Source organism: Corynebacterium sp. ACRQP (assembly GCF_022345915.1).
GTDB classification, from domain to species: domain Bacteria; phylum Actinomycetota; class Actinomycetes; order Mycobacteriales; family Mycobacteriaceae; genus Corynebacterium; species Corynebacterium lehmanniae.
This window is the reverse complement of sequence record NZ_JAKRMZ010000034.1, coordinates 1-21,414: the sequence shown is the minus strand read 5'-3', so window position 1 is coordinate 21,414 and position 21,414 is coordinate 1. Positions and strand designations below refer to the sequence as shown.

The 21,414-nt window shown below is 65.9% G+C and carries 21 protein-coding genes, 1 tRNA gene and 1 pseudogene; 13 read left to right on the top strand and 10 right to left on the bottom strand.

All coding sequences use genetic code 11. From position 1 onward, the window contains the following. From MHY23_RS11365 to MHY23_RS11350, 4 genes and pseudogenes are all read left to right on the top strand, one after another. Positions 1-1,325, top strand: a pseudogene (locus MHY23_RS11365) (hypothetical protein); the annotation flags it as partial. Between the two features lie 94 nt (positions 1,326-1,419). Beyond that, positions 1,420-2,310 carry a metal ABC transporter solute-binding protein, Zn/Mn family gene (locus MHY23_RS11360; protein WP_239307640.1) on the top strand — a complete coding sequence of 297 codons (891 nt, stop codon included), beginning with the start codon at positions 1,420-1,422 and terminating at the stop codon, positions 2,308-2,310. 11 nt (positions 2,311-2,321) lie between these two features. Then, complete coding sequence (locus MHY23_RS11355) at positions 2,322-2,993, top strand: metal ABC transporter ATP-binding protein (protein ID WP_239307639.1); 672 nt, start codon at positions 2,322-2,324, stop codon at positions 2,991-2,993. After that, positions 2,990-3,808: a metal ABC transporter permease gene (locus MHY23_RS11350; RefSeq protein WP_239307638.1), complete on the top strand. Its 819-nt coding sequence runs from the start codon at positions 2,990-2,992 to the stop codon at positions 3,806-3,808. Before MHY23_RS11355 ends, MHY23_RS11350 begins: the two co-directional genes overlap by 4 nt. Here MHY23_RS11350 and MHY23_RS11345 read toward each other — a convergent pair. After that, positions 3,805-4,479 (bottom strand): DUF2334 domain-containing protein, encoded by a 675-nt coding sequence (locus tag MHY23_RS11345; RefSeq protein WP_239307637.1) that lies wholly within the window; start codon positions 4,477-4,479, stop codon positions 3,805-3,807. The two genes, MHY23_RS11350 and MHY23_RS11345, sit on opposite strands and share 4 nt — an antisense overlap. A gap of 164 nt (positions 4,480-4,643) precedes the next feature. Between MHY23_RS11345 and MHY23_RS11340 the strand changes: the two genes are divergently transcribed. After that, entirely contained in the window at positions 4,644-6,119 is a 1,476-nt protein-coding gene (locus MHY23_RS11340) for a DUF222 domain-containing protein (protein WP_239307636.1), read from the top strand. Here the strand turns inward: MHY23_RS11340 and MHY23_RS11335 are convergent. Both MHY23_RS11335 and MHY23_RS11330 read right to left on the bottom strand, forming a co-directional pair. Then, entirely contained in the window at positions 6,116-8,197 is a 2,082-nt protein-coding gene (locus MHY23_RS11335; protein ID WP_239307635.1) for a S9 family peptidase, read from the bottom strand. The genes MHY23_RS11340 and MHY23_RS11335 overlap by 4 nt on opposite strands. Continuing rightward, complete coding sequence (locus MHY23_RS11330; RefSeq protein ID WP_239307634.1) at positions 8,194-9,090, bottom strand: phosphoribosylaminoimidazolesuccinocarboxamide synthase; 897 nt, start codon at positions 9,088-9,090, stop codon at positions 8,194-8,196. The genes MHY23_RS11335 and MHY23_RS11330 overlap by 4 nt, the downstream gene beginning before the upstream one ends. A 19-nt stretch (positions 9,091-9,109) precedes the next feature. Here MHY23_RS11330 and MHY23_RS11325 point away from each other — a divergent pair, with 19 nt between their 5' ends. Beyond that, positions 9,110-9,637, top strand: a complete 528-nt coding sequence (locus MHY23_RS11325) for a hypothetical protein (RefSeq protein ID WP_239307633.1) — start codon at positions 9,110-9,112, stop codon at positions 9,635-9,637. 3 nt (positions 9,638-9,640) lie between these two features. On the opposite strand, the gene purB is transcribed toward MHY23_RS11325, so the two are convergent. Together purB and purD are read right to left on the bottom strand one after the other, a co-directional pair. After that, complete coding sequence (purB, locus tag MHY23_RS11320; RefSeq protein WP_370645854.1) at positions 9,641-11,077, bottom strand: adenylosuccinate lyase; 1,437 nt, start codon at positions 11,075-11,077, stop codon at positions 9,641-9,643. After that, positions 11,074-12,321, bottom strand: a complete 1,248-nt coding sequence (gene purD / locus MHY23_RS11315; protein ID WP_239307641.1) for a phosphoribosylamine--glycine ligase — start codon at positions 12,319-12,321, stop codon at positions 11,074-11,076. The genes purB and purD overlap by 4 nt, the downstream gene beginning before the upstream one ends. A 31-nt stretch (positions 12,322-12,352) precedes the next feature. Here purD and MHY23_RS11310 point away from each other — a divergent pair, with 31 nt between their 5' ends. Next, positions 12,353-12,769: an HIT family protein gene (locus MHY23_RS11310; protein WP_239307632.1), complete on the top strand. Its 417-nt coding sequence runs from the start codon at positions 12,353-12,355 to the stop codon at positions 12,767-12,769. Here the strand turns inward: MHY23_RS11310 and MHY23_RS11305 are convergent. From MHY23_RS11305 to MHY23_RS11295, 3 genes are all read right to left on the bottom strand, one after another. Next, positions 12,747-14,123, bottom strand: a complete 1,377-nt coding sequence (locus MHY23_RS11305; RefSeq protein ID WP_239307631.1) for a cell wall metabolism sensor histidine kinase WalK — start codon at positions 14,121-14,123, stop codon at positions 12,747-12,749. The two genes, MHY23_RS11310 and MHY23_RS11305, sit on opposite strands and share 23 nt — an antisense overlap. A 4-nt stretch (positions 14,124-14,127) precedes the next feature. Beyond that, a complete protein-coding gene (locus MHY23_RS11300) occupies positions 14,128-14,835 on the bottom strand; it encodes a response regulator transcription factor (protein WP_239307630.1) in 708 nt (235 codons plus the stop codon). Positions 14,836-14,989: 154 nt separating this feature from the next. Next, a tRNA-Thr gene (locus MHY23_RS11295) sits at positions 14,990-15,065 on the bottom strand. Positions 15,066-15,272: 207 nt separating this feature from the next. Here MHY23_RS11295 and MHY23_RS11290 point away from each other — a divergent pair. The 6 genes from MHY23_RS11290 to MHY23_RS11265 are packed head-to-tail and all read left to right on the top strand — an operon-like array spanning position 15,273 to position 20,092. Beyond that, positions 15,273-16,586, top strand: a complete 1,314-nt coding sequence (locus tag MHY23_RS11290) for a threonine/serine exporter ThrE family protein (RefSeq protein WP_239357174.1) — start codon at positions 15,273-15,275, stop codon at positions 16,584-16,586. 53 nt (positions 16,587-16,639) lie between these two features. Beyond that, positions 16,640-16,990: a hypothetical protein gene (locus MHY23_RS11285; RefSeq protein WP_181889051.1), complete on the top strand. Its 351-nt coding sequence runs from the start codon at positions 16,640-16,642 to the stop codon at positions 16,988-16,990. After that, complete coding sequence (locus MHY23_RS11280; RefSeq protein ID WP_239307628.1) at positions 16,991-18,268, top strand: trehalose-6-phosphate synthase; 1,278 nt, start codon at positions 16,991-16,993, stop codon at positions 18,266-18,268. Then, entirely contained in the window at positions 18,265-18,648 is a 384-nt protein-coding gene (locus MHY23_RS11275) for an META domain-containing protein (protein ID WP_239307627.1), read from the top strand. Before MHY23_RS11280 ends, MHY23_RS11275 begins: the two co-directional genes overlap by 4 nt. Continuing rightward, entirely contained in the window at positions 18,645-19,340 is a 696-nt protein-coding gene (locus tag MHY23_RS11270; protein WP_239307626.1) for a trehalose-phosphatase, read from the top strand. Before MHY23_RS11275 ends, MHY23_RS11270 begins: the two co-directional genes overlap by 4 nt. Next, positions 19,322-20,092 carry a PHB depolymerase family esterase gene (locus tag MHY23_RS11265; RefSeq protein WP_239307625.1) on the top strand — a complete coding sequence of 257 codons (771 nt, stop codon included), beginning with the start codon at positions 19,322-19,324 and terminating at the stop codon, positions 20,090-20,092. Before MHY23_RS11270 ends, MHY23_RS11265 begins: the two co-directional genes overlap by 19 nt. Here the strand turns inward: MHY23_RS11265 and rlmB are convergent. After that, positions 20,067-20,999 carry a 23S rRNA (guanosine(2251)-2'-O)-methyltransferase RlmB gene (gene rlmB / locus MHY23_RS11260; protein WP_239307624.1) on the bottom strand — a complete coding sequence of 311 codons (933 nt, stop codon included), beginning with the start codon at positions 20,997-20,999 and terminating at the stop codon, positions 20,067-20,069. The genes MHY23_RS11265 and rlmB overlap by 26 nt on opposite strands. Before the next feature lie 3 nt (positions 21,000-21,002). After that, a partial coding sequence (locus tag MHY23_RS11255; RefSeq protein WP_370645853.1) for a DALR domain-containing protein occupies positions 21,003-21,414 on the bottom strand: 412 nt, incomplete at its 5' end.

Below are 21,414 nucleotides of genomic sequence, written 5' to 3'. Positions count from 1 at the left end.
AGGGCGACAAGGGCGACACCGGCGCACCTGGCAAGGACGGCAAGGACGGCGCCGACGGTGCGCAGGGCCCGAAGGGCGACAAGGGCGACACCGGCGCACCTGGCAAGGACGGCAAGGACGGTGCCGACGGTGCGCAGGGCCCGAAGGGCGACAAGGGCGACACCGGCGCACCTGGCAAGGACGGTCGTGGTGTGAAGTCGTTCGAGGTCAACGACGCGGGACACTTGATCGTTACCTACTCGGACGGTGAGACCGCAGATCTGGGGAAGGTCACTGGCGAGGACGGTGCCGATGGCGAGCAGGGCCCGAAGGGTGACAAGGGCGACACCGGCAAACCTGGTAAAGACGGCCGCGACGGCATTGACGGCAAGGACGGCGTCGATGGCAAGCCGGGCAAGGACGGTGCCGACGGCGAGCAGGGCCCGAAGGGCGACAAGGGCGACAAGGGCGACACCGGCAAACCTGGTAAAGACGGCCGCGACGGCATTGACGGCAAGGACGGCGTCGATGGCAAGCCGGGCAAGGACGGTGCCGACGGCAAGCAGGGCCCGAAGGGTGACAAGGGCGACACCGGCGCCGATGGCCGCGACGGCAAGGACGGTGCCGACGGCAAGCAGGGCCCGAAGGGTGACAAGGGCGACACCGGCGCCGATGGCCGCGACGGCAAGGACGGCGTCGATGGCAAGCCGGGCAAGGACGGTGCCGACGGCAAGCAGGGCCCGAAGGGCGACAAGGGCGACACCGGCGCCGATGGCCGCGACGGCAAGGACGGCACCGCAGGCACCGACGGTCGAGGCATCGCCGAGGCTGCCGTCAACAAGAACGGCGAGCTTGTCCTCACCTACACCGACGGCGAGACCCAGAACTTGGGCCGTGTTGTTGGTACTGACGGTGCTGACGGTAAGGACGGCAAGGACGGCGAGAAGGGCGCAGACGGTGCTGATGGTCGCGACGGCCAAGACGGCAAGCCGGGCAAGGACGGCAAGGACGGCGAGAAGGGTGCCGATGGCGCCGACGGCAAGGATGGCAACGACGGCGCTAACGCCCCGGCTGGCGAGGGCTCCAGCGTGAGTGACCGCTGCCTGCCGTCCGTGGGCATCATGGCGCTGCCGCTGCTGGCGCTGATCCCGCTCGGTCTGGCTGCAACCATGGACATCCCGGCGCTGGCGCCTGTGAAGGAGCAGGTCGATGCGGTTGGTGCATCGGTGCAGAACCAGCTGCCGATCTCCCCGGAGATGCAGCAGGCTGCGGGTGTGGCGCTGGCCGTCGCGGCGATCGCCACGCTGGCCACGCTGTGCTCCACCGAGGGTGGCTCCTCCAAGTAAGCGCGTAGGCTCGCGCAGCTAGCCCCGTCCCGGTCGATCCGGGCCGGGGCTTCCTGTTTTGAAAATGGTTTCCAGTAGTGGTTTAATTTCCCTTATGCGCTATCGTTTTCAATACAGTGTTGGTGTGGTGGCTGCGGTGGTGGCCGTAGGGGCGTCGATAAGCAGTTGCTCCACCGAGACCGCGGATAACGCGGAGATTGTCGCCACCACGAACGTGTGGGCAGACGTGGCCTCAGCAGTCACGGGCAGCGACGTGGACGCGATCATCACCGGTGACGCGGTGGACCCCCACCACTTCGAGCCGTCGGCGAAGGACCTCGCGCGCATCAAGGGCGCAAACACCGTCGTGGCCAACGGGGGCGCGTACGACGCCGCCCTCTACACCGCCGCTGAGCAGGACCGCATCATCTACGCGATCCCGCTTCTCGACGAGCACGACCACGAGCATGCCCACGACCACGCGCACATGCCCGACTCCCTGGACGAGCTCGAGCACGCCTGGTTCGCGCCGGAGAAAATCCGCAAGGTCGCAGAAGACGTCGCGGAGCGCACAGGCGGAGACGCGTCAGACGTCAAGCAGCGGATCGATGACATCCAATCCAAGCTCAACGCGGTACCGCACGTGCACATCGGCATGACTGAGCCGATCGCGGCCGGCCTTGTGTGGGGCACAGAGCTGCACGACATCACGCCCGAGGAATACGTCAAGGCCAGCCTGAACCACCAGGAGCCGTCCGCATCTGCGGTGGCGGCGTTCCTGGAGCAGATCGAGCGCGGCGAGCTGGACATGCTGTTCGTGAACCCCCAGAGCACCAACAGTGCGACCCAGCGGTTGGCGGATGCGGCGAAGGAGCATAATGTTCCCGTTGTTGAAATCCGCGAGACACCGCCGTCCGGCCAGCGTTTCCTCGACTACTTCGAAGAGATCGTCGACCAGATTGCGGACATCGCTGCCCACGCCGAGCCGACCGGCCACCACCACTAGGAATTGCCAATTTGATCGCTGAGCTTCGCAGCGCCGCCGTCGAACCACTCTGGCGCGACCTCACCCTCACCGTCGAGCCCGGCGAATTCATCGCGGTGCTCGGCCCAAACGGCGTGGGCAAATCCACCCTGCTGGGCACGCTGATGGGCACGCGCAAGCTCACTTCTGGGCAAGCAAAAGTCCACGGGCAGATCGGCTTCATCCCGCAGCAGCACATGTTTCCGAAGGACTTGCCGGTGCGCGGGCGCGACCTTGTTGCGTTGGCGATGGGAAGGCGGGCGAGACCGGAGGACGTCGATAGGCAATTGGCTTCTGTGGAGGCGCAAGGTTTTTCCGAGCGCCGCGTCGGGGTGCTTTCCGGCGGCCAGCAGCAGCTCATCCGTCAGGCGCAGGCGTTTTCGCAAAACCCGGAGCTTTTGCTTTGCGACGAGCCCCTGCTCTCCCTCGACCCCGCCCGCGCACGCGACACCGTGCAGCGCCTCGCCGAGCACCCCGCGGCCGTGGTGTGCGTAACGCACTCGATCAACCCGGTGATGGGCGTTGTGGACCGGGTGCTCTACCTCGGCCCGGAAGGCCACGTGGTGGGCAGCGTTTCCGAAGTGATGCGCTCCGAGGTGCTCAGCGAGCTCTACGGCACCCGCGTGGACGTTGTCGAAGTTGACGGACGGATGGTGGTCCTGTGAGTGCGTTTTTGGCGGACACTTCGAACCTGCTCAGCCAGGACTTTGTGCAGACGACGCTTGTGGCGTGCGCGCTTCTGGGAGTGCTGTCCGGGGTGATGGCACCGCTGATCGTGCTGCGCCAGATGTCATTTTCGGTGCACGCGACCTCGGAGCTCGCGCTCATGGGCGCCTCCGCGGCGCTGCTTTTCGGGCTCAACGTCGGTTTCGGCGCCGTGGCGGGCGCGGTGGTCGCTGCCCTGGTGCTGGCGGCGCTGGGGCTGAAGGGCCAGCAGGATTCCGCGGTAGGTGTGGCCATGAGCTTCGGCATGGCCTTGTCCGTGCTGTTCATCCACCTGTATCCAGGGAATTCGAACCGGGCGCTGGCGCTGCTGACCGGCCAGATTGTTGGTGTGTCGGCGCAGAACGTGATGCTGCTGGCAGGCACAACGGTGCTGGTTGCAGGCGCCGTGCTGGTCCTGTGGCGGCCGCTGCTGTTCTCCTCCGCAGACCCCGTGATGGCCGCCGCGTGCGGCGTTCCCGTGCGCACGATGGCGCTGGTGTTCGCGGTACTCGTGGGCATCGCGTCGGCCCAGTCAGTGCAGATCGTCGGGGCGTTGCTGGTGATGTCGCTGCTGATCACCCCGGGGGCGTCCGCCGCTCAGGTGACGGCGAACCCGAAGCTTGCGGTGGTGCTGTCCATCGTGTTCGCGGAAGTCGCGGCCGTAGGCGGGATGGTGCTTTCGCTCGCCCCAGGTATGCCGGTGAGCGTGTTCGTGGCCTTTATCTCCTTCGGGATCTACCTGGTGTGCCGAGTGATCGGCCGGGTACGCGGCTAGCGGTACTCCCTGTAGTCCGCCGGCATAGCGCCCTTTTCCACCGCGGCGGCGGCTGCGGCAAGGAAGTCGCGGCGCACCTTCTTCTGCCCCAGCTCGCGACCGGAAACCGACAAACGGATCGTGTTGCCCTTCTCCGCGCCGCGCTCGGCGGCCTTGATCACGTTGCGGCGCCACCACTTCGCCGCACCGTACCCCTCACCCACCGACAAGTTGCGGGCCTGGGAAAACTCGCCCCGCTTAATGCGGTAGATGCCCTTCGTGGAGGCGGCGACGGTAAAACCGAACTCGTCGAGCACCTTCAACGTGCCGTCCGACATGCGCCAGCGCGGCGGCGCGAACATATCCAAGTCGAAACCGAGCGCCGACATCTGACGCGTGGCGCCTTTGAGACGAAGCCTCGCCTCGTGCTCGCCCAAACTGGCAAACTCGCTGCGCCTTCCCTGCACCGGCTGGTCGAAACCGTTGAGCATGAGCGCGCGGTGTTCGAGCTGCTCGGTGAGCCAGGAGCGCGTGGCGCCGTCTTTAGCCAAGTGCCACTTCTTGTCGATGTGCGGCGCCACCAGCAGCGACACCGGCATCCCCTCGCGGTCCAGGTCGCGCACCATGCTGGCAACGTCCTCCAACGTCGCGTCGAAGATGGAGGAAATTGAGACAAGCACGCGCCCAGGCATAGGGGAAATTATCGCACACGTAGACAGTTGGCGCCGGGTGAAGTTGCTTACAGTGTTTCCGCTGGCAGATCACGGTGATTCGAACGGGTGTTCCCCTCTGCCCTTCTCGTGTCGGACGGGGTTCTACTATGCGTAGCCAAGTGCAATGAAAGGAGGTGCTCCAGATGAGCGCAGTGCTCGACCAAGCGGTCAACCAAATCGTCGCCGGGCTAAGGTCGCTTGCCGACGTCATGCGGGAACCGGACTCCCTCCACCTCGCCTCCACCCACGTGGCCATGGAGCGCCTCCACGCCTGCCTGCCGTTGCTGTCCAACGCGGACGTCGCGTTCGCCTTCCTCTGCGACCGGGACGGCGCCGGCGCCCTCGTCGGCGCGAACCACGCCGTGGAGTATCTGACACGGAGCTTGGGCTTGTCCCGTCGAGAAGCATTCGCGCTCCTGGAGCAGGGCAAGAAGCTCTACGGCGAACCCGAGGTGCCTGAGCCGGAGCCGAGCGAAAACAAAGAAGACCGCGAACGCAAGGAGCAGGAGGCGGAAGCGCGCCGCAAGAAGGCGCGCGAGGCGCAGGAGCGGGCGCGACGAGCTGCCGAGAAGGCCAACGCGGAGAAGAAGCGCATCATCACCGACGCGCTGAAAGACCTCAACGAGCACGCCAACCCCGGCTACCAGGAGATCCTGGCCGAAGCGATGGAGGCGGCCGAGTCCCTCACCGCCGAAGAACTCCGGAAGTTCGTCCGCGACCAGGTCAAGCGCGCCAACAAGCGCGGACGCGACTACGACGGCGAGAAGGACCCCCTCGCCGCGTGGAAGAAGCGCGGCATCTGGCTCGGGGAACCGGACGCGGACGGCGGCTCCCCTTTCAGTGGCTACCTCGACGCCGCGTCACGGGCGAAGCTGGAGGCCTGCCTCGCTGCCGGCGACCACATGGGGTCCAACATGGAGGGCGAGGACGCCGCAAAGCGGGACAGCCGGCGCAAACACCAGCGCCGACTCGACCAGCTCATGAACGTGCTCGACCGCTACGGCGACGCTGCCACGAAGTCCCGGGGCGGCGTGGGCACGGTGGTGATCACGCTGACCCTCGACGACCTTTTGGAGGCGGACGCCTTCACCGAGTTCCCCACCAACACCTCGGTGTCGCTGACCCCGCTCGACATTGTGCGTTTGGGGCTTGCCGGGGACAGCTTCATCCTCCAACTCGACTCCGCTACCGGCGTCCCGCTTTCCCTCGGACGCACCCGCCTGGCCTCCGTGGAACAGAGGCTCGTGCTGCTGGCCATGCAGGGCGTGTGCGCGTGGAACGGCTGCACCAAGCCGGGTGTCGAGCTCGAGGCCCACCACTTGGATTCCTACCTCAGTGGCGGGCTCACCAGCATCGAAAACCTGGTGCTGCTGTGCCGCGAGCACCACATGTGCAACAACGACAACAAAGACGGTGCCGGAAACAAAGGCCATTTCGGCCGGGACCCCGACACCGGCGACGTGCACTACCACCCCGCCAACGGGGACCCACCCAGGCACACAACCACCTACCAGTACCGCAATTCACCTGGTCAGAGGCTTGCCAAAAAGGCGAGGTCCCGGCACGGCGGCAACCACAACCGCCCGCCGGACCCTGCCCTATTCGACCCGGACGGTTAAACCGCCTCGGCCTTCACCAGCGTCCACGCGTACTCGAACGCGGTCTGCTTCCACTTGGCGTAGCGGCCGGACACGCCGCCGTGCCCTGCGGACATCTCCGTCTTCAGCAGGATCTCGCCTGCGGTGCCCACCTCGCGCAGCTTGGCCACCCACTTCGCGGGCTCGACGTAGAGCACGCGGGTGTCGTTCAAGCTCGTCACCGCGAGAATGTCCGGGTAGTCCTGCGCGGTGATGTTCTCGTACGGGGCGTAGGTCGCCATGTAGTCGTACACCTCGGGGTCGTGGTACGGGTCGCCCCACTCTTCCCACTCCCCCACTGTCAGCGGCAGCTCGGGTTTGAGGATGGAGGTCAGCGGGTCCACGAACGGCACGATCGCGAGGATGCCGGCGAACTTCTCCGGGGCCATGTTTGCCACCGCACCCATGAGCAGGCCGCCGGCGGAGCCGCCCTCGGCCACCAGCTGCTTAGGCGTGGTCAGCCCCAGCTCCACGATGCGGTCGGCGCACGCGATGAAGTCCGTGAAGGTGTTGGTTTTGTGCAGTATCTTGCCGTTGTCGTACCACGCGCGGCCCATTTCGCCGCCGCCGCGCACGTGGGCGCACACCCACACCATGCCGCGGTCGAGCAAACTCAACCGCGACACCGAGAACCCGGGGTCCGTGGATGCCTCGTACGAGCCGTAGCCGTACAGCAGCGCGGGCGCGGGACCCTCGACGCCCTTGCGGCGCACAACCGAAATCGGAACCCGCTCGCCGTCGGGGGCGGTTGCCCACTCGCGGTAAGCTTCGTACTCGTCCGGGTTGTAGCCGCCCTCGACCTCTTTTTCCTTCAGCAGGGTCAGCTCGCCGGTTGCGACCGTGTAGTCCAGCACCTGCGAGGGCTGGGTGTAGGAGGAGTACCCGATGCGCACCACCGGGGCGTCCCACTCCGGGTTGCCGCCGAGGCCGACGGTGTAGAGCTCCTCGGAGAATTCCAGCTCCTTGAACTCGCCGAAACCGCTGTCGAGCGACGCCACGGCCAGCCGCGGGATCCCGCCGCGCCTGTAGGCCATGAACATGAAGTCGCGGTAGGTGTCGATCGCCTCGACGCGCACGGTTTCGGAGTGCTCCACCAGCACGGGCAGTTCCCGCAGGGGAGGCACAGCGCCGACGGGTGTTGTCGCGACGCAAAAGTTCGCTCCGTGGGCGTTGTGCGTGACCACCCACTGCTCTTCGCCGTCGACGACGCAGAAGTCTGGGTGGTACTCGATGCCGGCCTCGCGCTCCCACAGCACCTCGAACTCGCCGGTGGGGTCTGCAAGGTCGAGCACGCGGTACTCGGAGGTCAGCGACGACGACGCGATGATCATGAGGAAGCGTTCCGCGCGGTCCGCGCCCACGCCGACGCCGAACTTCTCGTCGGTTTCCTCGTACACCAGCACGTCCTCGGCAGCGGGCGTGCCCAGCTTGTGGCGCCAGATTTGGTGGGGGCGCCAGGCGTCGTCGCAGCGGACGTAGAACAGGTAGTCCTCGCCCGCCCAGGTCGCGCCGTAGAAAACCCCCTCGAGCTCGTCCTCGAGCAGTTCGCCGGTCTCCAAATTCTTAATCCGCAGGGTGAAGCGCTCGTCGCCCTCGGTGTCGAAGGAGTACGCGAGCAGGCGGCCCGAGGTGGACACGGACGATGCCCCGAGCGCGAAGAACTCGTGCCCGGCGGCGAGCTCGTTGACGTCGAGAAGCACCTGCTCCCCCGGCATGTCCTCGGTGACCTCAGGCGGGGTCCACGGGTCATCCGCGGTTGGGATGCGGCAGGAGATGCCGTAGTCCTTGCCCTCGATGGTGCGGCCGTAGTACCACCAGTCGCCCTGGCGCTGCGGCACGGACATGTCGGTCTCTTTGATGCGGGACTTTATCTCGCCGTAGACGTCGTCCACCAGCCCGGACCATGCGGAAGTACGCTCAGACGTATACGCGTTTTCCGCCTCCAGGTGCGCGATGACTTCGGGGTTGTCCTTGTCGCGCAGCCACTCGTAGTTGTCCACGAACTCGCGGCCGTGGAACTTGCGGACAATCGGGCGCTTGTCAGCTACGGGTGGGATCATGCATGCTCCCCCGGCCACTCGGAGAAGCGGCGGCCGGAAAGCCGCTCGTACGCCTCGATGTAGCGGTCGCGGGTTGCCTCCACAACGGAGCCGGGCAGTTCTGGCGGCGTAGTGCCTTCCTCCTGGTCCCAGCCGGACTTCGGGCCGGTGAGCCAGTTGCGCACGTACTGCTTGTCAAAGCTGGGCTGGCTGCGGCCTTCCTCGTAGCCGTCAGCGGGCCAGTAGCGGGAAGAATCCGGGGTGAGCACTTCGTCGGCGAGCACGAGCTCGCCGTTTTCGTCCAGGCCGAACTCGAGCTTGGTGTCAGCAAGGATGATGCCCTTGGTCTCCGCGTAGTCGGCGGCGCGGCGGTACACCTCGAGCGTGGCGTCCCGCAGGCGCTCGGCGAGGTCCGCGCCGAGCTTTCCTGCCATGTGCTCGAAGGTGACGTTGATGTCGTGGTCGCCCTGCTCGGCCTTGGTTGCGGGGGTGAAGATCGGCTCGTCCAGCTTCGACGCTTCGGTCAGCCCCTCGGGCAGCTTCACGCCGCAAATTCGGCCGGTGGCGTCGTATTCCTTCTTGCCGGAGCCGGTGAGGTAGCCGCGGGCCACACACTCGAACGGCACCATGTCCAGCTTCTTCACCACCATGGCGCGGCCGAGGACGTCTTCGGGGATGCGCTCGTCGTCGATCGGGCCGGCCAGGTGGTTCGGCACGTCGGAAAGCAGGTCGAAGAAGAACATGGAGGTAGCGGTGAGGATCCGCCCCTTGTCCGGGATCGCCGGTTCGAGGGAGAAGTCGAAGGCGGAGATGCGGTCTGTCGCGACCATGAGCAGGGTCTGCTCATCCACCTCGTAGATCTCGCGAACCTTGCCGCCGGAGATGTGTGAGTAATCTGAAAGCTCTGGACGCATGCGCGCTAGTATATGCGCCGTGAAAAACCGCGCTACCGTTGTCCTCCTCCCGCTCATCCTCGCAGCGTGCACCGCACCTTCGGAGTTCAGCGGAGAGATGCCGGATTTCTATCCTTCGCGCGACGGCGCCACATTCCGTTTCGGCCAGACCGCCAAGATCCTCACCGAGGACGTGCGCTACCACGTGCCGGTGCAGTGGGAGGTCACGGTGGATGAGCCCACCACCACCCGCGCGCCCCGCAGCGCCGAGCACGCCCGCTCCATCGTGTGCTTCCCCGTCAGCTTCACGCCGGTTGCCATCGGCGAGTTTCCCATGGATGTCACGGTTGCGTTGCCGGAGCTTTTGCCTATCGACGGCGACCTCGCCGCCAACGTGGCCGACCCCAACTACTGCGGCGACTGGGACATCACCGGCTACACCGGCGAACTCGAGACCAACGAAACCTACACCGGCTTCGTGGCCTCCTGGGAGGGCAGCGCGGACCCAGGAATCATCGGCCGGGGCGTCGAGCTCAAATCCCGCGACGCCACCCTGACCTGGCGGTAAGCGCTACAGAATGTCGCCCGGGGTGTAGGCGGCGGCCTGCGGATGCGCGTCGACAAGCTTTTGCACCCTCGCGAGCACCCGGTCCACCTGGGACTCGGCCGCGCCGATGAAGGCGTGGCGATCCGAAAGCGCCTCCTCCAGCTGAGCCTGATCCAGCGGCAGGCGCTCGTCGGTGGCCAAGCGCTCCACCAGGTTCTGCTCCGCGCCGCGCTCGCGCATGTCCAACGCCATGGCCACCGCGTTTTCCTTGATCACCTCGTGCGCCGTCTCGCGGCCGACGCCCGCACGAACGCTTGCCATAAGGATGCGCGTGGTGGCCAAAAACGGCAGGTAGCGGTCCAGTTCGCGGTTGATCATGGCCGGGAACGCCCCGAACTCGTCGAGCACGGTGAGCATGGTCTCCAGCTGGCCGTCGATGGCGAAGAAGGCGTCCGGCAGCGCCACGCGGCGCACCACGGAGCAGAACACATCGCCCTCGTTCCACTGCTGGCCGGACAAATCCGCCACCATGGTGAGGTAGCCGCGCAGGATGACCTGGAAGCCGCCGACGCGCTCGCAGGAACGCGCGTTCATTTTGTGCGGCATGGCGGAGGAACCAACCTGGCCTTCCTTGAAGCCCTCGGTGACGGTTTCGTTGCCGGCCATGAGGCGGATCGTGGTGGCCAGCGAGGATGGTCCCGCACCCAGCTGCACCAGCGAGGACACGACGTCGAAGTCGAGGGAGCGCGGGTAGACTTGCCCCACCGAATCAAACACGCGGTCAAAGCCGAGGCCGTCCGCGATGCCCTGCTCGAGCTGGGAAAGCTTCTCCTCGTCGCCGCCCATGAGGTCCAGCATGTCCTGCGCGGTGCCCATCGGGCCCTTGATGCCGCGCAGCGGATACCGCTCCAGCAGCTCCTCGATGCGCTCGACCGCAACCAGGATCTCGTCGGCGGCGGAAGCGAAACGCTTGCCCAGGGTGGTCGCTTGCGCCGCCACGTTGTGGGAGCGGCCGGCCATGACCAGGGACTTGTACTCGCCTGCGCGGTTTCCCACGGCCTTCAGCAGCGCGATCGCCTTGTCGCGGGTGAGCTCGAGGGCGCGGCGCACCTGCAGTTGCTCCACGTTCTCGGTCAGGTCGCGCGAGGTCATACCCTTGTGGATTTCTTCGTGCCCCGCCAGCGCGTTGAACTCCTCGATGCGCGCCTTCACGTCGTGGCGGGTGATCTTCTCCCGGGAGGCGATGGAATCCAGGTCCACCTGGTCGATGACTTTCTCGTAGTCCTCGATCGCGCCCGGTTCCACGGAGACACCGAGCTCCTGCTGCGCCTTCAGCACGGCGATCCAGAGCTGCCGCTCCAGGATGATCTTGTGTTCCGGCGCCCACAGGGTGGCCATCTCCGGGGAGGCGTAACGGTTACTCAGGACATTCGCGTTGTTCGGCTTCACGGCCTTCATCATAGGGAGATCGCTCCTTCGATCGCGGGGCGGGCGATATCTTTGCGGTAAAACGACCCGGGAAGTTCAATCCCAGCAATGACCTCGTACGCCTCAGCCACGGCTTCCTCGAGCGTCGCGCCTTGCCCGACGACGCCGAGCACGCGGCCGCCGGAGGCAACGTACTCGCCGTCCTCCAACGCAGTGCCGGCGTGCAGCACCTTTGTCGGATCGTCCAACGCCTCGCCGGTAATCACCCCACCGGTCTTGGCGGCCTGCGGGTAGCCCTCGGCCGCCAGCACCACCATGGCGGCGAAGCCGTCGCGCCACTGCAACTCCCCAACCTCGTCCAGGCGGCCCTCCGCGACGGCGAGCAGCACGTCCGCCAGCGGGGTCTCCAATAGCGACAGCACGGCCTGGGTTTCGGGGTCGCCGAAGCGGGCGTTGAATTCCACCACTGCCGGGCCTTCCGGGCCCCATGCGGCGCCGACGTACAGCAGGCCCTGGTACGGGGTCCCGCGGCGCACCATCTCTTCCGCCACCGGGCGCGCAATCGCATCCACGATGGTCTGCACCCCATCCTCCGGCAGCCACGGCAGCGGCGCGTACGCACCCATGCCACCGGTGTTGGGGCCCTCGTCGTTGTCGTAGGCGCGCTTGTGGTCCTGCGCGGGCAGCAGCGGCACCACCGTCTCGCCGTCCACGAGGCAGAAGAGCGAAACCTCGGGGCCTTCCAGGAAGGATTCGAACAGCACCGGGTTGCCGGCCGCCAGCACCGCTTCCGCGTGCGCTTTCGCCTCGGCGCGGTCCTCGGTGACCACAACGCCTTTGCCGCCTGCCAGGCCGTCGTCCTTGACCACGTAGCGCGGGCCGTACTCGTCCAACGCGGCCTCAACGTCTTCCAGCTTCTCGACGCGCTTTGCCGACGCGGTCAGCACACCCGCCGCGGCCATCACGTCCTTGGCAAAGGCCTTGGATCCCTCGAGCTGCGCCGCGGCCTTCGTCGGGCCGAACACCGGCACACCCGCCTCGATGAGCGCGTCCGCCGCGCCCGCCACCAGGGGTACCTCGGGGCCGATCACCACAAGCTCCGCGTCGATCTCGCGGGCCAGCGCCACAATCTCGTCCGGCGAGGCGACGTCGACGGCGCGTACCGTCGCTAGGCGGGACATGCCCGCGTTACCCGGTGCGACCGTGAGATCGTGGCCTTGCATTGCGTTGAGTAGGGCGTGTTCGCGGCCGCCCGAGCCGATGACAAGGATGCGCATGCGCCCCAACTTACCGGTAGCGTCGAGAAGCATGAGCACCGTATTCAGCAAGATCATCGCAGGCGACATCCCGGGCCGGATCGTGTACCAGGACGACACCGTCGCCGCCTTCCTCACCATCGAGCCGGTCGCCTACGGCCACACGCTGGTCGTGCCGGTCGAGGAGATTGACAAGTGGACCGACATGCCGGCGGACCTGTGGGCGCACATGAACGAGGTCGCCCAAAACATTGGCGCGGTCATCGTGGAGAAGTTCAACGCGGAGCGCGCCGGCTACCTCATCGCCGGCTTCGAGGTGCCGCACGCCCACATCCACGTCTTCCCCGCCAACGACATGTCGGGCTACTCGCTGTCTACCGCGATGCGTCACGACGAGACCGACGCAGCGAAGATGGACGCCGCCGCGGACACCATCCGAGAAGCCCTTAAAGCGCAGGAAGCGAAATAGTAAACGTCGAGCCCTCGCCCGGCGCAGTGACCACCTTCACGGTGCCGTCGTGCGCCTCGATGAGGGACTTGGTGATGGCCAGGCCCAGCCCGGAGCCGCCGGTGGCGCGGTTGCGGGAACTGTCGGCGCGGTAGAAGCGCTCGAAGATGTGCTCCGCGTCCTTGGCCTCCATGCCGCAGCCGTTGTCGGCGACGTCGATGACGACGCGGTCGAGGTTCTTGCGGATGGTCACGGTGACCTCCGCGTCCGGGCCCGCGTGCTTGTAGGCGTTGGTGATCAGGTTCACCAGCACCTGGTGCAGCCGGTCCGGGTCGCCGTTGACCTGCGCGATCTCCGGGGTGTCCGTGATGACCTCCACGGAGCGGTCCGGGAACGCGGCGTCGACGGTGCTCTTTGCGGAAAGCACCCACTCCAGCACGTCCATCGGCTTCTTCTCTAGGCGTGCTCCCTCGGCGCGGGTCAGCGCCAGCAGGTCTTCCACCAGCAGCTGCATGCGTGCGGACTCTTCGTCAATCTTGCCCAGCACCATGTCCGGGTCGTTCGCCATGCCTTTCCGGTACAGCTCGGTGTACCCGCGCACGCTTGTCAGCGGGGTGCGCAGCTCGTGCGAGGCGTCGCCGACAAAGCGGCGCATCTGTTCCTCTTGGGTGCGGGCGGTCTCCAGGGAGTCCTGCAGCTTCGACACCATCGTGTTCATGGCGTAGGACAAACTGCCCACTTCCGTCTCACGCGGCCACGCGGGCACGCGGCTGTCCGTTTCACCGTTTGCAATCGCCAGCGCCGTGTTTTCCACGATCTTCAGCGGCGCCAGGGCGCGGGCCACCATATAGTTCGCGGCCACGCCGATACCGAACAGCGCCAGCACGCCCACGCCGGCTTCCACCCAGGCGAGCGCGCGCAGCATCTTCGCCTCGGTCTCCAGCGACTTGGCCACGTACTGCACCGTGCCGTCGGACTGCTGGTGCGCCATCGCCCGCCACTTCACGCCTTGCCCCTTGTCGCTCACGGACGGGATGGTGGTTGGGTGGTCCAGGCGCTCCACCTGCGAGTAGTCCGGCGGGTTCAACGATCCCCTGCGCGGCACCAACTGGTCGTGGCCGGGGTACAGGGTGGCTTGGTTGAACTCGCTGGGCAGGCTCAGGATATTGAACTGCCAGGCGGGGGTTTGCTGCGCCCACGTTGCCATGCCCTCGCGCAGCTGGTCGTCTGCGCGGTCGAACAGGAAGTGGCGCATGACAAAGTAGATCAGCACCGAACTGAGCGCGATGCCGATCGTGGCTGCCGCCATCACCACCGACACAAGCTGTCGCTTGAGCGGCTTTTTCGACGGCGCCGTCAACACCGAATACGGCATGGCACTACTGGCGCGGGGTGCGCAGCACGTAGCCGACGCCGCGGACGGTGTGGATGAGCTGCACGTCGCCGGTGTCCACCTTGCGGCGCAGATACGAGATGTAGGACTCGACCACGTTGCCGTCGCCGCCGAAGTCGTAGTGCCACACGTTGTCCAGGATCTTCGCCTTGGACACCACGACCTCGGCGTTGAGCATGAGGTACCGCAGCAGGTTGAACTCGGTCGGGGAAAGCTCGACGATCTCGCCGGCCTTGGTCACCTCGTGGGTGTCGTCGTTGAGCGTCAGGTCCGCGTAGCGCAGGGTGGTGTCTTCGTTGGAGTCTTCGCTGACGTTGCCGCGGCGCAGGATCACGCGCAGGCGGGTGATCACCTCTTCGAGGGAGAACGGCTTGGTCACGTAGTCGTCCGCGCCGATGGTCAGGCCGTGGATGCGGTCTTCCACCGCGTCCTTGGCGGTGAGGAAGAGCACCGGCGCGTCCAAGCCTTCGGCGCGCAGCTTGCTCAGCAGCTCGAAGCCGTCCATCTCCGGCATCATCACGTCGAGGATGTAGGCATCCGGTTTCCAGGAATGCGCGAGTTCGATGGCTGCGGCACCGGAGTTTGCGGTCTCCACCTCGAACCCTTGGAACTTCAGGGAAACAGTTAACAGCTCCACGATGTTCGGTTCGTCGTCTACGACGAGCACCTTCAGGTTCTGCGAGTTGTCTGCCATGTCAATCACTTTCCGTTTCGTCGCAATTTCTGCGTTGCTAACAAGATAGAGCGATTAAACCGCACAAGTCTGCACGTTTCCTGTACGTCCGCTGAATGGCTCTCGCGGACTTCCCCCGAAATGGCTCCCCGACAACAAGCCCCACAAAAAGAATTGGAGCTGGAGACGGGACTTGAACCCGCAACCTACGGTTTACAAGACCGTTGCGCTACCAATTGCGCCACTCCAGCAGTGCAGCAAGATCTTACACATGCCCCGCACCTGCGACATAACTGCCCAACCGATAGTGTGAGCGTGTGGCAGAAGGTAACTCATTGTGGGAGAGGATTTCCGGCTCGCGGCAGCGCGTGGCAACGATTGACGAGGCCCGCACGTCCCCGCCGCCGTCCGTCCTCGCGCCCATTAACTTGGCAGATCCCGCCGAGGTCGCGGCGGTGATGAACATCGCTGCGCGCATCGGGGAGATCCTCATCGCGAACGCGACGACCTCCGCGGATGCGGCGAAGCAGATCCACACGGTGTGTTCCTCCTACGGCCTGCACTACGTGCATGTTTCGATCACGGTGAACACGATCACGCTCAACACGATCATCGGCGTGGATCAGCGCACCCCGGTGAATGTGTTCCGCGTGGTCACGATGATCAGCGAGAACTACCACAAACTGCAGGAAGTGGACCGCCTGATCCGCTCAATCCGTTCCGGCGCGACCCCGCCGGAGATGGCCGAGCGCATCCTCAACGACATCGACACCTCCCCGATCCCCCACCGCAACACCCGCAACCTCGCGGGCTGGACGGTGATGGGTTTCTTCGTGGCGATGCTGCTCGGCGGCGACCTACTGATGATGACCGTCGGCGGCCTGACGGCGTTCCTCATCATGGGCTTCAACAAGTTGCTTTCCCGCGGCGGCCTGCCCGCGTTTTTCCACAACGTCATCGGCGGCTTCCTCGCAACGGTCCCGGCCGCAATCACCTACGACTTCTCCGCGTCGATCGGACACACAATTGTGCCCAGCCAGCTCATCGCGACGGGCATCATCGTGCTACTCGCGGGTCTGACGCTTGTGCAATCGCTTCTCGACGGCGTCACCGGCTCGCCCTTAAACGCCTCCGCCCGCTTCTTCTCGGCCATGCTGAACACCGGCGGCATCGTGGCTGGCGTGGCCAGCGGCGTGGCGGTCTCGGAAATGGTAGGCATGCCGCTGCCGCCGATCGAGCTTCTACCCGGCAGCGCCGCGTACTCGAACGCCCTGCTCACCGTGGTTGGCGGCGGGATGGCCGCGGCGGCGTTTGCGGTGTGCTGTTTCGCGGAGCGCGCGGCGATCATTTTGTCGTTTGTCACCGCCGCGCTCGGCTCCGCCTGCTACTACATTCTGCTCGCACCGCTGGGCTTGGGCAGGCTGTCGGCCACCGCGGCTTGCGCCATTGTGGTGGGCCTCGTCGGCGGCCTGATTTCCCGCCGGTTCTTGATCAACCCGGTGATCACGGCCGTGGCGGGTGTGACGCCGTTCCTGCCCGGCTCGTGGATCTACCGCGGCATGTACGCATTGATGAACGAACAGATGCTGCTGGGCATGATGAACTTGTTCACCGCCATCGGCACCTGCATGGCTTTGGCCGCGGGTGTGGTGTTCGGTGAGTGGGTCGCCCGCCGCATCCGCCGGCCGCAGCTGTATGTGCCGTATCAAGCGTTCAAGCGCGCTGGCCGCTTCACGTTCGAGCAGCTGCTCAGGGTGCGGCGACGCAGATAAGTTCATCGCGTAGGATGAAAGCCCTTGACGCCTGATGGAAGAAGGAGAACGTAGTGCCACCTAAGATCACCGATTCGCGCCCTACCGCCGAGGCGATGCACGCTGTTGAGGAGCAGACGGCTTCGGGTGCCCGTCGGATCGTGGCAACCTACGCCGAAGATTTCCTGGACGGCGTAACGCTGATGTCCATGCTGGGGGTTGCCCCGAAGGGCTTCGTGTACAAGCGATACGTCGAGGAGCTGGAGCAGGAGGCTGAGGAGGAGGCACCGAAGAAGGCCACCAAGAAGAAGGCGACTAAAAAGAAGGCCACCAAGAAAAAGTCGACCAAGAAGGCTTCCAAGAAGAAGGCGACGAAGAAGAAGGCCACCAAGAAGTCGACGAAGAAGACTGCCAAGAAGGCCTAAATGGGGGACAACGAGTTCGTCGTTGTGGCGAACCGCCTGCCGGTGGACAAAGTGGGAGACCACTACGAGGTCTCTCCGGGCGGCCTTGTCGCTGCCCTCGCCCCGGTCTTGCGCGCCCGCGAGGGCTGCTGGGTGGGGTGGCCCGGCAACATCGGCGAAACGCTCGAGCCGTTCGAGTTCGGCGGCATTTCCCTTCTGCCTGTGACCCTGGACCAGGATGATTTCGAGGGCTTCTATGAGGGCTTTTCCAACTCTGCGCTGTGGCCGCTCTACCACGATCTGATTGTCCAGCCGGAGTACAACCAGGCCTGGTGGGACCGTTACGTCGAGGTGAACCGCAAGTTCGCGGAGGCGACCGCGAAGGCCGCCGCCGAAAACGCCACGGTGTGGGTGCAGGACTACCAGCTGCAGCTCGTCCCGGGGATGCTCAAAGCGCTCCGCCCGGACGTGACCATCGGTTTCTTCCTGCACATCCCCTTCCCCGCCCCTGCGTTGTTCCGGCAGCTGCCGTGGCGCGAGGAGATCCTCGAGGGGTTGAAGGGCTGCGACCTGATCGGTTTCCAACGCCACACTGACGAGGACAACTTCCGCCTGCTCACCGACGACATCCGCACCGGCACCTTCCCCATTTCCATCGATTCGGGGGAGATCGCAACCGCGACACAGCACCAGGTCAAAGCGTTACGCGACGCCGTCGGCAGCCCACGGCACCTGCTGCTCGGTGTGGACCGCCTGGACTACACGAAGGGGATCCTGCAGCGCCTGCTCGCCATCGAATCGTTGTTGGAGGAGGGCAAGCTCGACGACATCGCCTTTGTCCAGATCGCGACCCCGTCGCGCGAGCGCATCGAGCATTACCGCACCACCCGCAAGCAGGTCGAGGAGGCCATCGGGCGCATCAACGGCCGCTTCGGCGAGGTGGGCCGTCCGGTCGTGCATTATGTGCACCGCAGCGTCCCGAAGGAGCAGCTGGGCACCTTTTACGCGGCCGCGGACATCATGCTGGTCACCCCGTTCAAGGACGGCATGAATCTGGTGGCGAAGGAGTATGTGGCGGCCCACCCGGACGCGGACGGCGCGTTGGTGCTCTCCGAGTTCGCGGGCGCCGCCGTGGAGCTCAACCGGGCGTATTTGTGCAACCCGTTCGATTTGGAGTCCATCAAGGAGGCGATCCTCGCAGCCACCGACCCGGATCCGGCGCGCATGCGCCACATGCATGACTGGGTGATGGAGCACGATGTGGCCGCGTGGGCGAAATCGTTCCTGGAGGAGCTGTGAAGCGCGCTCTAACAATCCTGCCGCTATTCGCCCTGGCTGCCTGCGCGCCGGCACCGACGTGGCAAGTGGTCTCGCTGCGCACCAGCGAGGACCAGCCCGCCACTGAGGCGTCGGTGGCGCGCGTGCGTATCGACGACCAGAGGTTCACCGGCACCACCGGCTGCGCCGACGTGTCCGGCTCCTTCGAGGGCGAAGACACCATCACGCTGGAAGACATCACGCTGAGCGACCCGGGCGATTGCTCCGGCTGGGCCCGCCACACCCACGACCAGCTCGCTCATCTCCTCACCGAAAACACGTCCTTCCAGGTCTCCCACCCCGCCGACTTCGAGATGATCCTGGTAGCAGAATCCGGCGAAACGATAAGGCTGATGCGATGAGGCTCCTTGTTTGCCTGGATTTCGACGGCACCCTCGCAGAGCTGGACCCGGACCCGTACGCGGTGCGCATGCACCCAGATGCAGAGGCCGCCATCCGCCGCCTCGCAGCCATCCGCGACACCGAGGTGGCCATCCTCTCCGGCCGCCACATTGCGGGCATCAAGCAGGTCCTTCCGGCGGACCTCCCAGTAACAATCATCGGCTCCCACGGCGCGGAGCCGGGGCCGCAACTTGGACAAGAGGACCAAAATTACCTCGACCACATCGAAAGCCAGCTCAACACCCTCGCCACCGACGGCGCCTACGTGGAGGTCAAACCGTACCAGCGCGTCCTCCACGTTGCCCAAGTACAAAACCCAACCGCAGCCAAAGCCATCCTCTCCGCGGCGAACGCCATCGACACGCACGGCCGGCCGACAACCCAGGGCCACAACGTGGTGGAGTTTTCCGCGGTGGAGATCACCAAGGGCACCTGGCTCAGCGCCTACAAGCAGGCTTTCGACCGCACGATTTTCGCCGGCGACGACGACACGGATGAGCACGCGATGGCGGTGCTCGAGGAACACGACCTCGGCATCAAGGTCGGCACGAAGCCGTCGCGGGCCACCCGCCGAGTCCCAAATGTCGACGCCATGGCACAATTGCTCACCCAACTCGCCGACGAAAGGGAAGCATGGAGCGCCACGCGCTAGTCCACCAGGGCCACGAGCGCCGCTGGATCGAGATCGAAGGCACGACCAACACCCTCCTGCTGGTCTTGCACGGCTCGCTGCAATCCGGCAACGTGCTGCGCAACTTCACCGACCGCACCTTCGAGGGCCTCGGCCCCACCGTGGTCTACCCGGACGGCATCAAGCACCACTTCAACGACCTGCGCGCGGGCTTCAACGAGGACGCGCGCCGCATGCGCATCGACGACGTCGGCTTCCTCACAAAGGTCGTCGAGCGCTACAACGCCGACACCGTCATCGGCTGCGGGTTCTCCAACGGCGGGCAAATGATCATGCGCCTGCTTTTCGACGCCCCAGGCCTGCTCACCGGCGCCGCCACCTTCGGCGCGTCGATGCCCACCGAAGACAACACCCTGACCACCGCCGACAACTACCAGCCGACGCAACTCCTGGCCGTGCAGGGAACAAAAGACAAGCTCGTGCCTTACGACGGCGGAATCGCCGGCATCGGCGGCAACAACCGGGGAGAAACCCGCTCCGCTACCAACTCCGCCGAGTTCTTTGCGGAACTGAACGGGTGCGTCGGCCACGAGACGTCGATAAGCGAGAAGCTCCGCGTCGACGATTGGGCCGGCGAGCACCCGGTCCGCCTCGTCTCCCTCGAAGGCGCCGGGCACATGGTGCCGGTAAACAAGGACCTCGACCCGCGCCTGGGCCACAACCCGAAGTCCCCTACCGGCGGGGAGCTTATCCGCGAGTTCTTCTTTGCCTAGCGAATTCGCTTAGCACCACGCCCGCCGCGACGGAGGCGTTGAGGGATTCGACCCAGTCCTCCATGGGCACGGACATGATCACGTCGCAGTTCTCGCGCACCAGGCGCGAAATCCCCTTGCCTTCGGAGCCGACGACGATGACCACGTTGTCGGCGGCCTGGTCGAAGGTGTCCAGGGTGTGCTCGCCGCCCGCGTCGAGGCCGACGACGGTGTAGCCGTTGTCCTGGAACTGCTTGACGGTGCGGGTCACGTTGGTCACGCGCGCCACGGGCAGGCGGGCCGCGGTGCCAGCGGATGTCCTCCAGGCCACGCCGGTGACCTGAGCCGAGCGGCGCTCCGGGATGATCACGCCGTTGCCGCCGAACGCCGCGGTCGAACGGATCACCGCGCCCAAGTTTCGCGGGTCCGTGATGTTGTCCAGCACCACGAACATGCCGGGTCCGTCCACGGACTCGAGCAGATCGTCAAAGTCCGCGTACTTGTACGGCTGGATCTTCAGGCCGATGCCCTGGTGCATGCCGTTGCCGGTCATCGCGTCGAGCTGCTGGCGCGGCACCTCGTGCACCGGGATGCCCTTGGAGTTGGCCATCCCGACGGCCTCGCTCAGCCGCTCGTCGTGGCCGGTGCCTGCCACCACGTACAGCGCCTCCGCCGGCACCTTCGCCTTCAGGCATTCCACCACCGGGTTGCGGCCGACCACCATGTCGGCGACCTCGCGGTCGTGGCGTCCCTGCGCGCGGCGCTGGCGGTCCAGCTTGCGCTTGTGCGCGGCGTGGTAGACGCGGTCCTCCGCCTTCGGGGTCGCGCCCTTGCCGCGCAGCCCGCGGCGGCGCTGCCCGCCGGAGCCCTTCGTGGGGCCCTTCTTGTTCTTCTTTTGCTTGTCGGGCCGCTCGTACGGTTTCGCCATGATCTACTCCTTCACCTGCCACTGCGGCCCGTCGGCCGTGTCGGTCACCTCGATGCCGGCCGCGGCCAGCCGGTCGCGCACCTCGTCGGCAGTCGCCCAGTCCTTCTCCGCGCGGGCGACCGCGCGCCGCTCCAGCTCGGCGCGCACCAGCACATCGAGCGCGTTGCTATTGCTTGTCGACGACGGCCACGCCCCCGGATCCACCCCCAACACCGCCGCCATCGCACGCACTTGGGCTGCGATAGGCGCTGGATCTTTCGCCTTGTTGCCCTCGCGCACCATGTTGTGGATCTCGGCGAGCGCCTTGGGCACAGAGAAGTCGTCGTTGAGCGCCTCGGCGAACCCGTCGGGGGGGGGGGGGGGGGGGGGGGGGGGGGGGGGGGGGGGGGGTGGGGGGGGGGGGGGGGGGGGGCCG

What these genes read in the sequence shown, in the direction of transcription:
- MHY23_RS11360 (WP_239307640.1), top strand. Translation starts at nt 1,420, where the DNA reads ATGCGCTATCGTTTTCAATACAGTGTTGGTGTGGTGGCTGCGGTGGTG.
- MHY23_RS11345 (WP_239307637.1), bottom strand. Translation starts at nt 4,479, where the DNA reads ATGCCTGGGCGCGTGCTTGTCTCAATTTCCTCCATCTTCGACGCGACG.
- MHY23_RS11340 (WP_239307636.1), top strand. Translation starts at nt 4,644, where the DNA reads ATGAGCGCAGTGCTCGACCAAGCGGTCAACCAAATCGTCGCCGGGCTA.
- MHY23_RS11335 (WP_239307635.1), bottom strand. Translation starts at nt 8,197, where the DNA reads ATGATCCCACCCGTAGCTGACAAGCGCCCGATTGTCCGCAAGTTCCAC.
- MHY23_RS11330 (WP_239307634.1), bottom strand. Translation starts at nt 9,090, where the DNA reads ATGCGTCCAGAGCTTTCAGATTACTCACACATCTCCGGCGGCAAGGTT.
- purB (WP_370645854.1), bottom strand. Translation starts at nt 11,077, where the DNA reads ATGATGAAGGCCGTGAAGCCGAACAACGCGAATGTCCTGAGTAACCGT.
- purD (WP_239307641.1), bottom strand. Translation starts at nt 12,321, where the DNA reads ATGCGCATCCTTGTCATCGGCTCGGGCGGCCGCGAACACGCCCTACTC.
- MHY23_RS11310 (WP_239307632.1), top strand. Translation starts at nt 12,353, where the DNA reads ATGAGCACCGTATTCAGCAAGATCATCGCAGGCGACATCCCGGGCCGG.
- MHY23_RS11305 (WP_239307631.1), bottom strand. Translation starts at nt 14,123, where the DNA reads ATGCCGTATTCGGTGTTGACGGCGCCGTCGAAAAAGCCGCTCAAGCGA.
- MHY23_RS11300 (WP_239307630.1), bottom strand. Translation starts at nt 14,835, where the DNA reads ATGGCAGACAACTCGCAGAACCTGAAGGTGCTCGTCGTAGACGACGAA.
- MHY23_RS11290 (WP_239357174.1), top strand. Translation starts at nt 15,273, where the DNA reads ATGAACATCGCTGCGCGCATCGGGGAGATCCTCATCGCGAACGCGACG.
- MHY23_RS11280 (WP_239307628.1), top strand. Translation starts at nt 16,991, where the DNA reads ATGGGGGACAACGAGTTCGTCGTTGTGGCGAACCGCCTGCCGGTGGAC.
- MHY23_RS11270 (WP_239307626.1), top strand. Translation starts at nt 18,645, where the DNA reads ATGAGGCTCCTTGTTTGCCTGGATTTCGACGGCACCCTCGCAGAGCTG.
- MHY23_RS11265 (WP_239307625.1), top strand. Translation starts at nt 19,322, where the DNA reads ATGGAGCGCCACGCGCTAGTCCACCAGGGCCACGAGCGCCGCTGGATC.
- rlmB (WP_239307624.1), bottom strand. Translation starts at nt 20,999, where the DNA reads ATGGCGAAACCGTACGAGCGGCCCGACAAGCAAAAGAAGAACAAGAAG.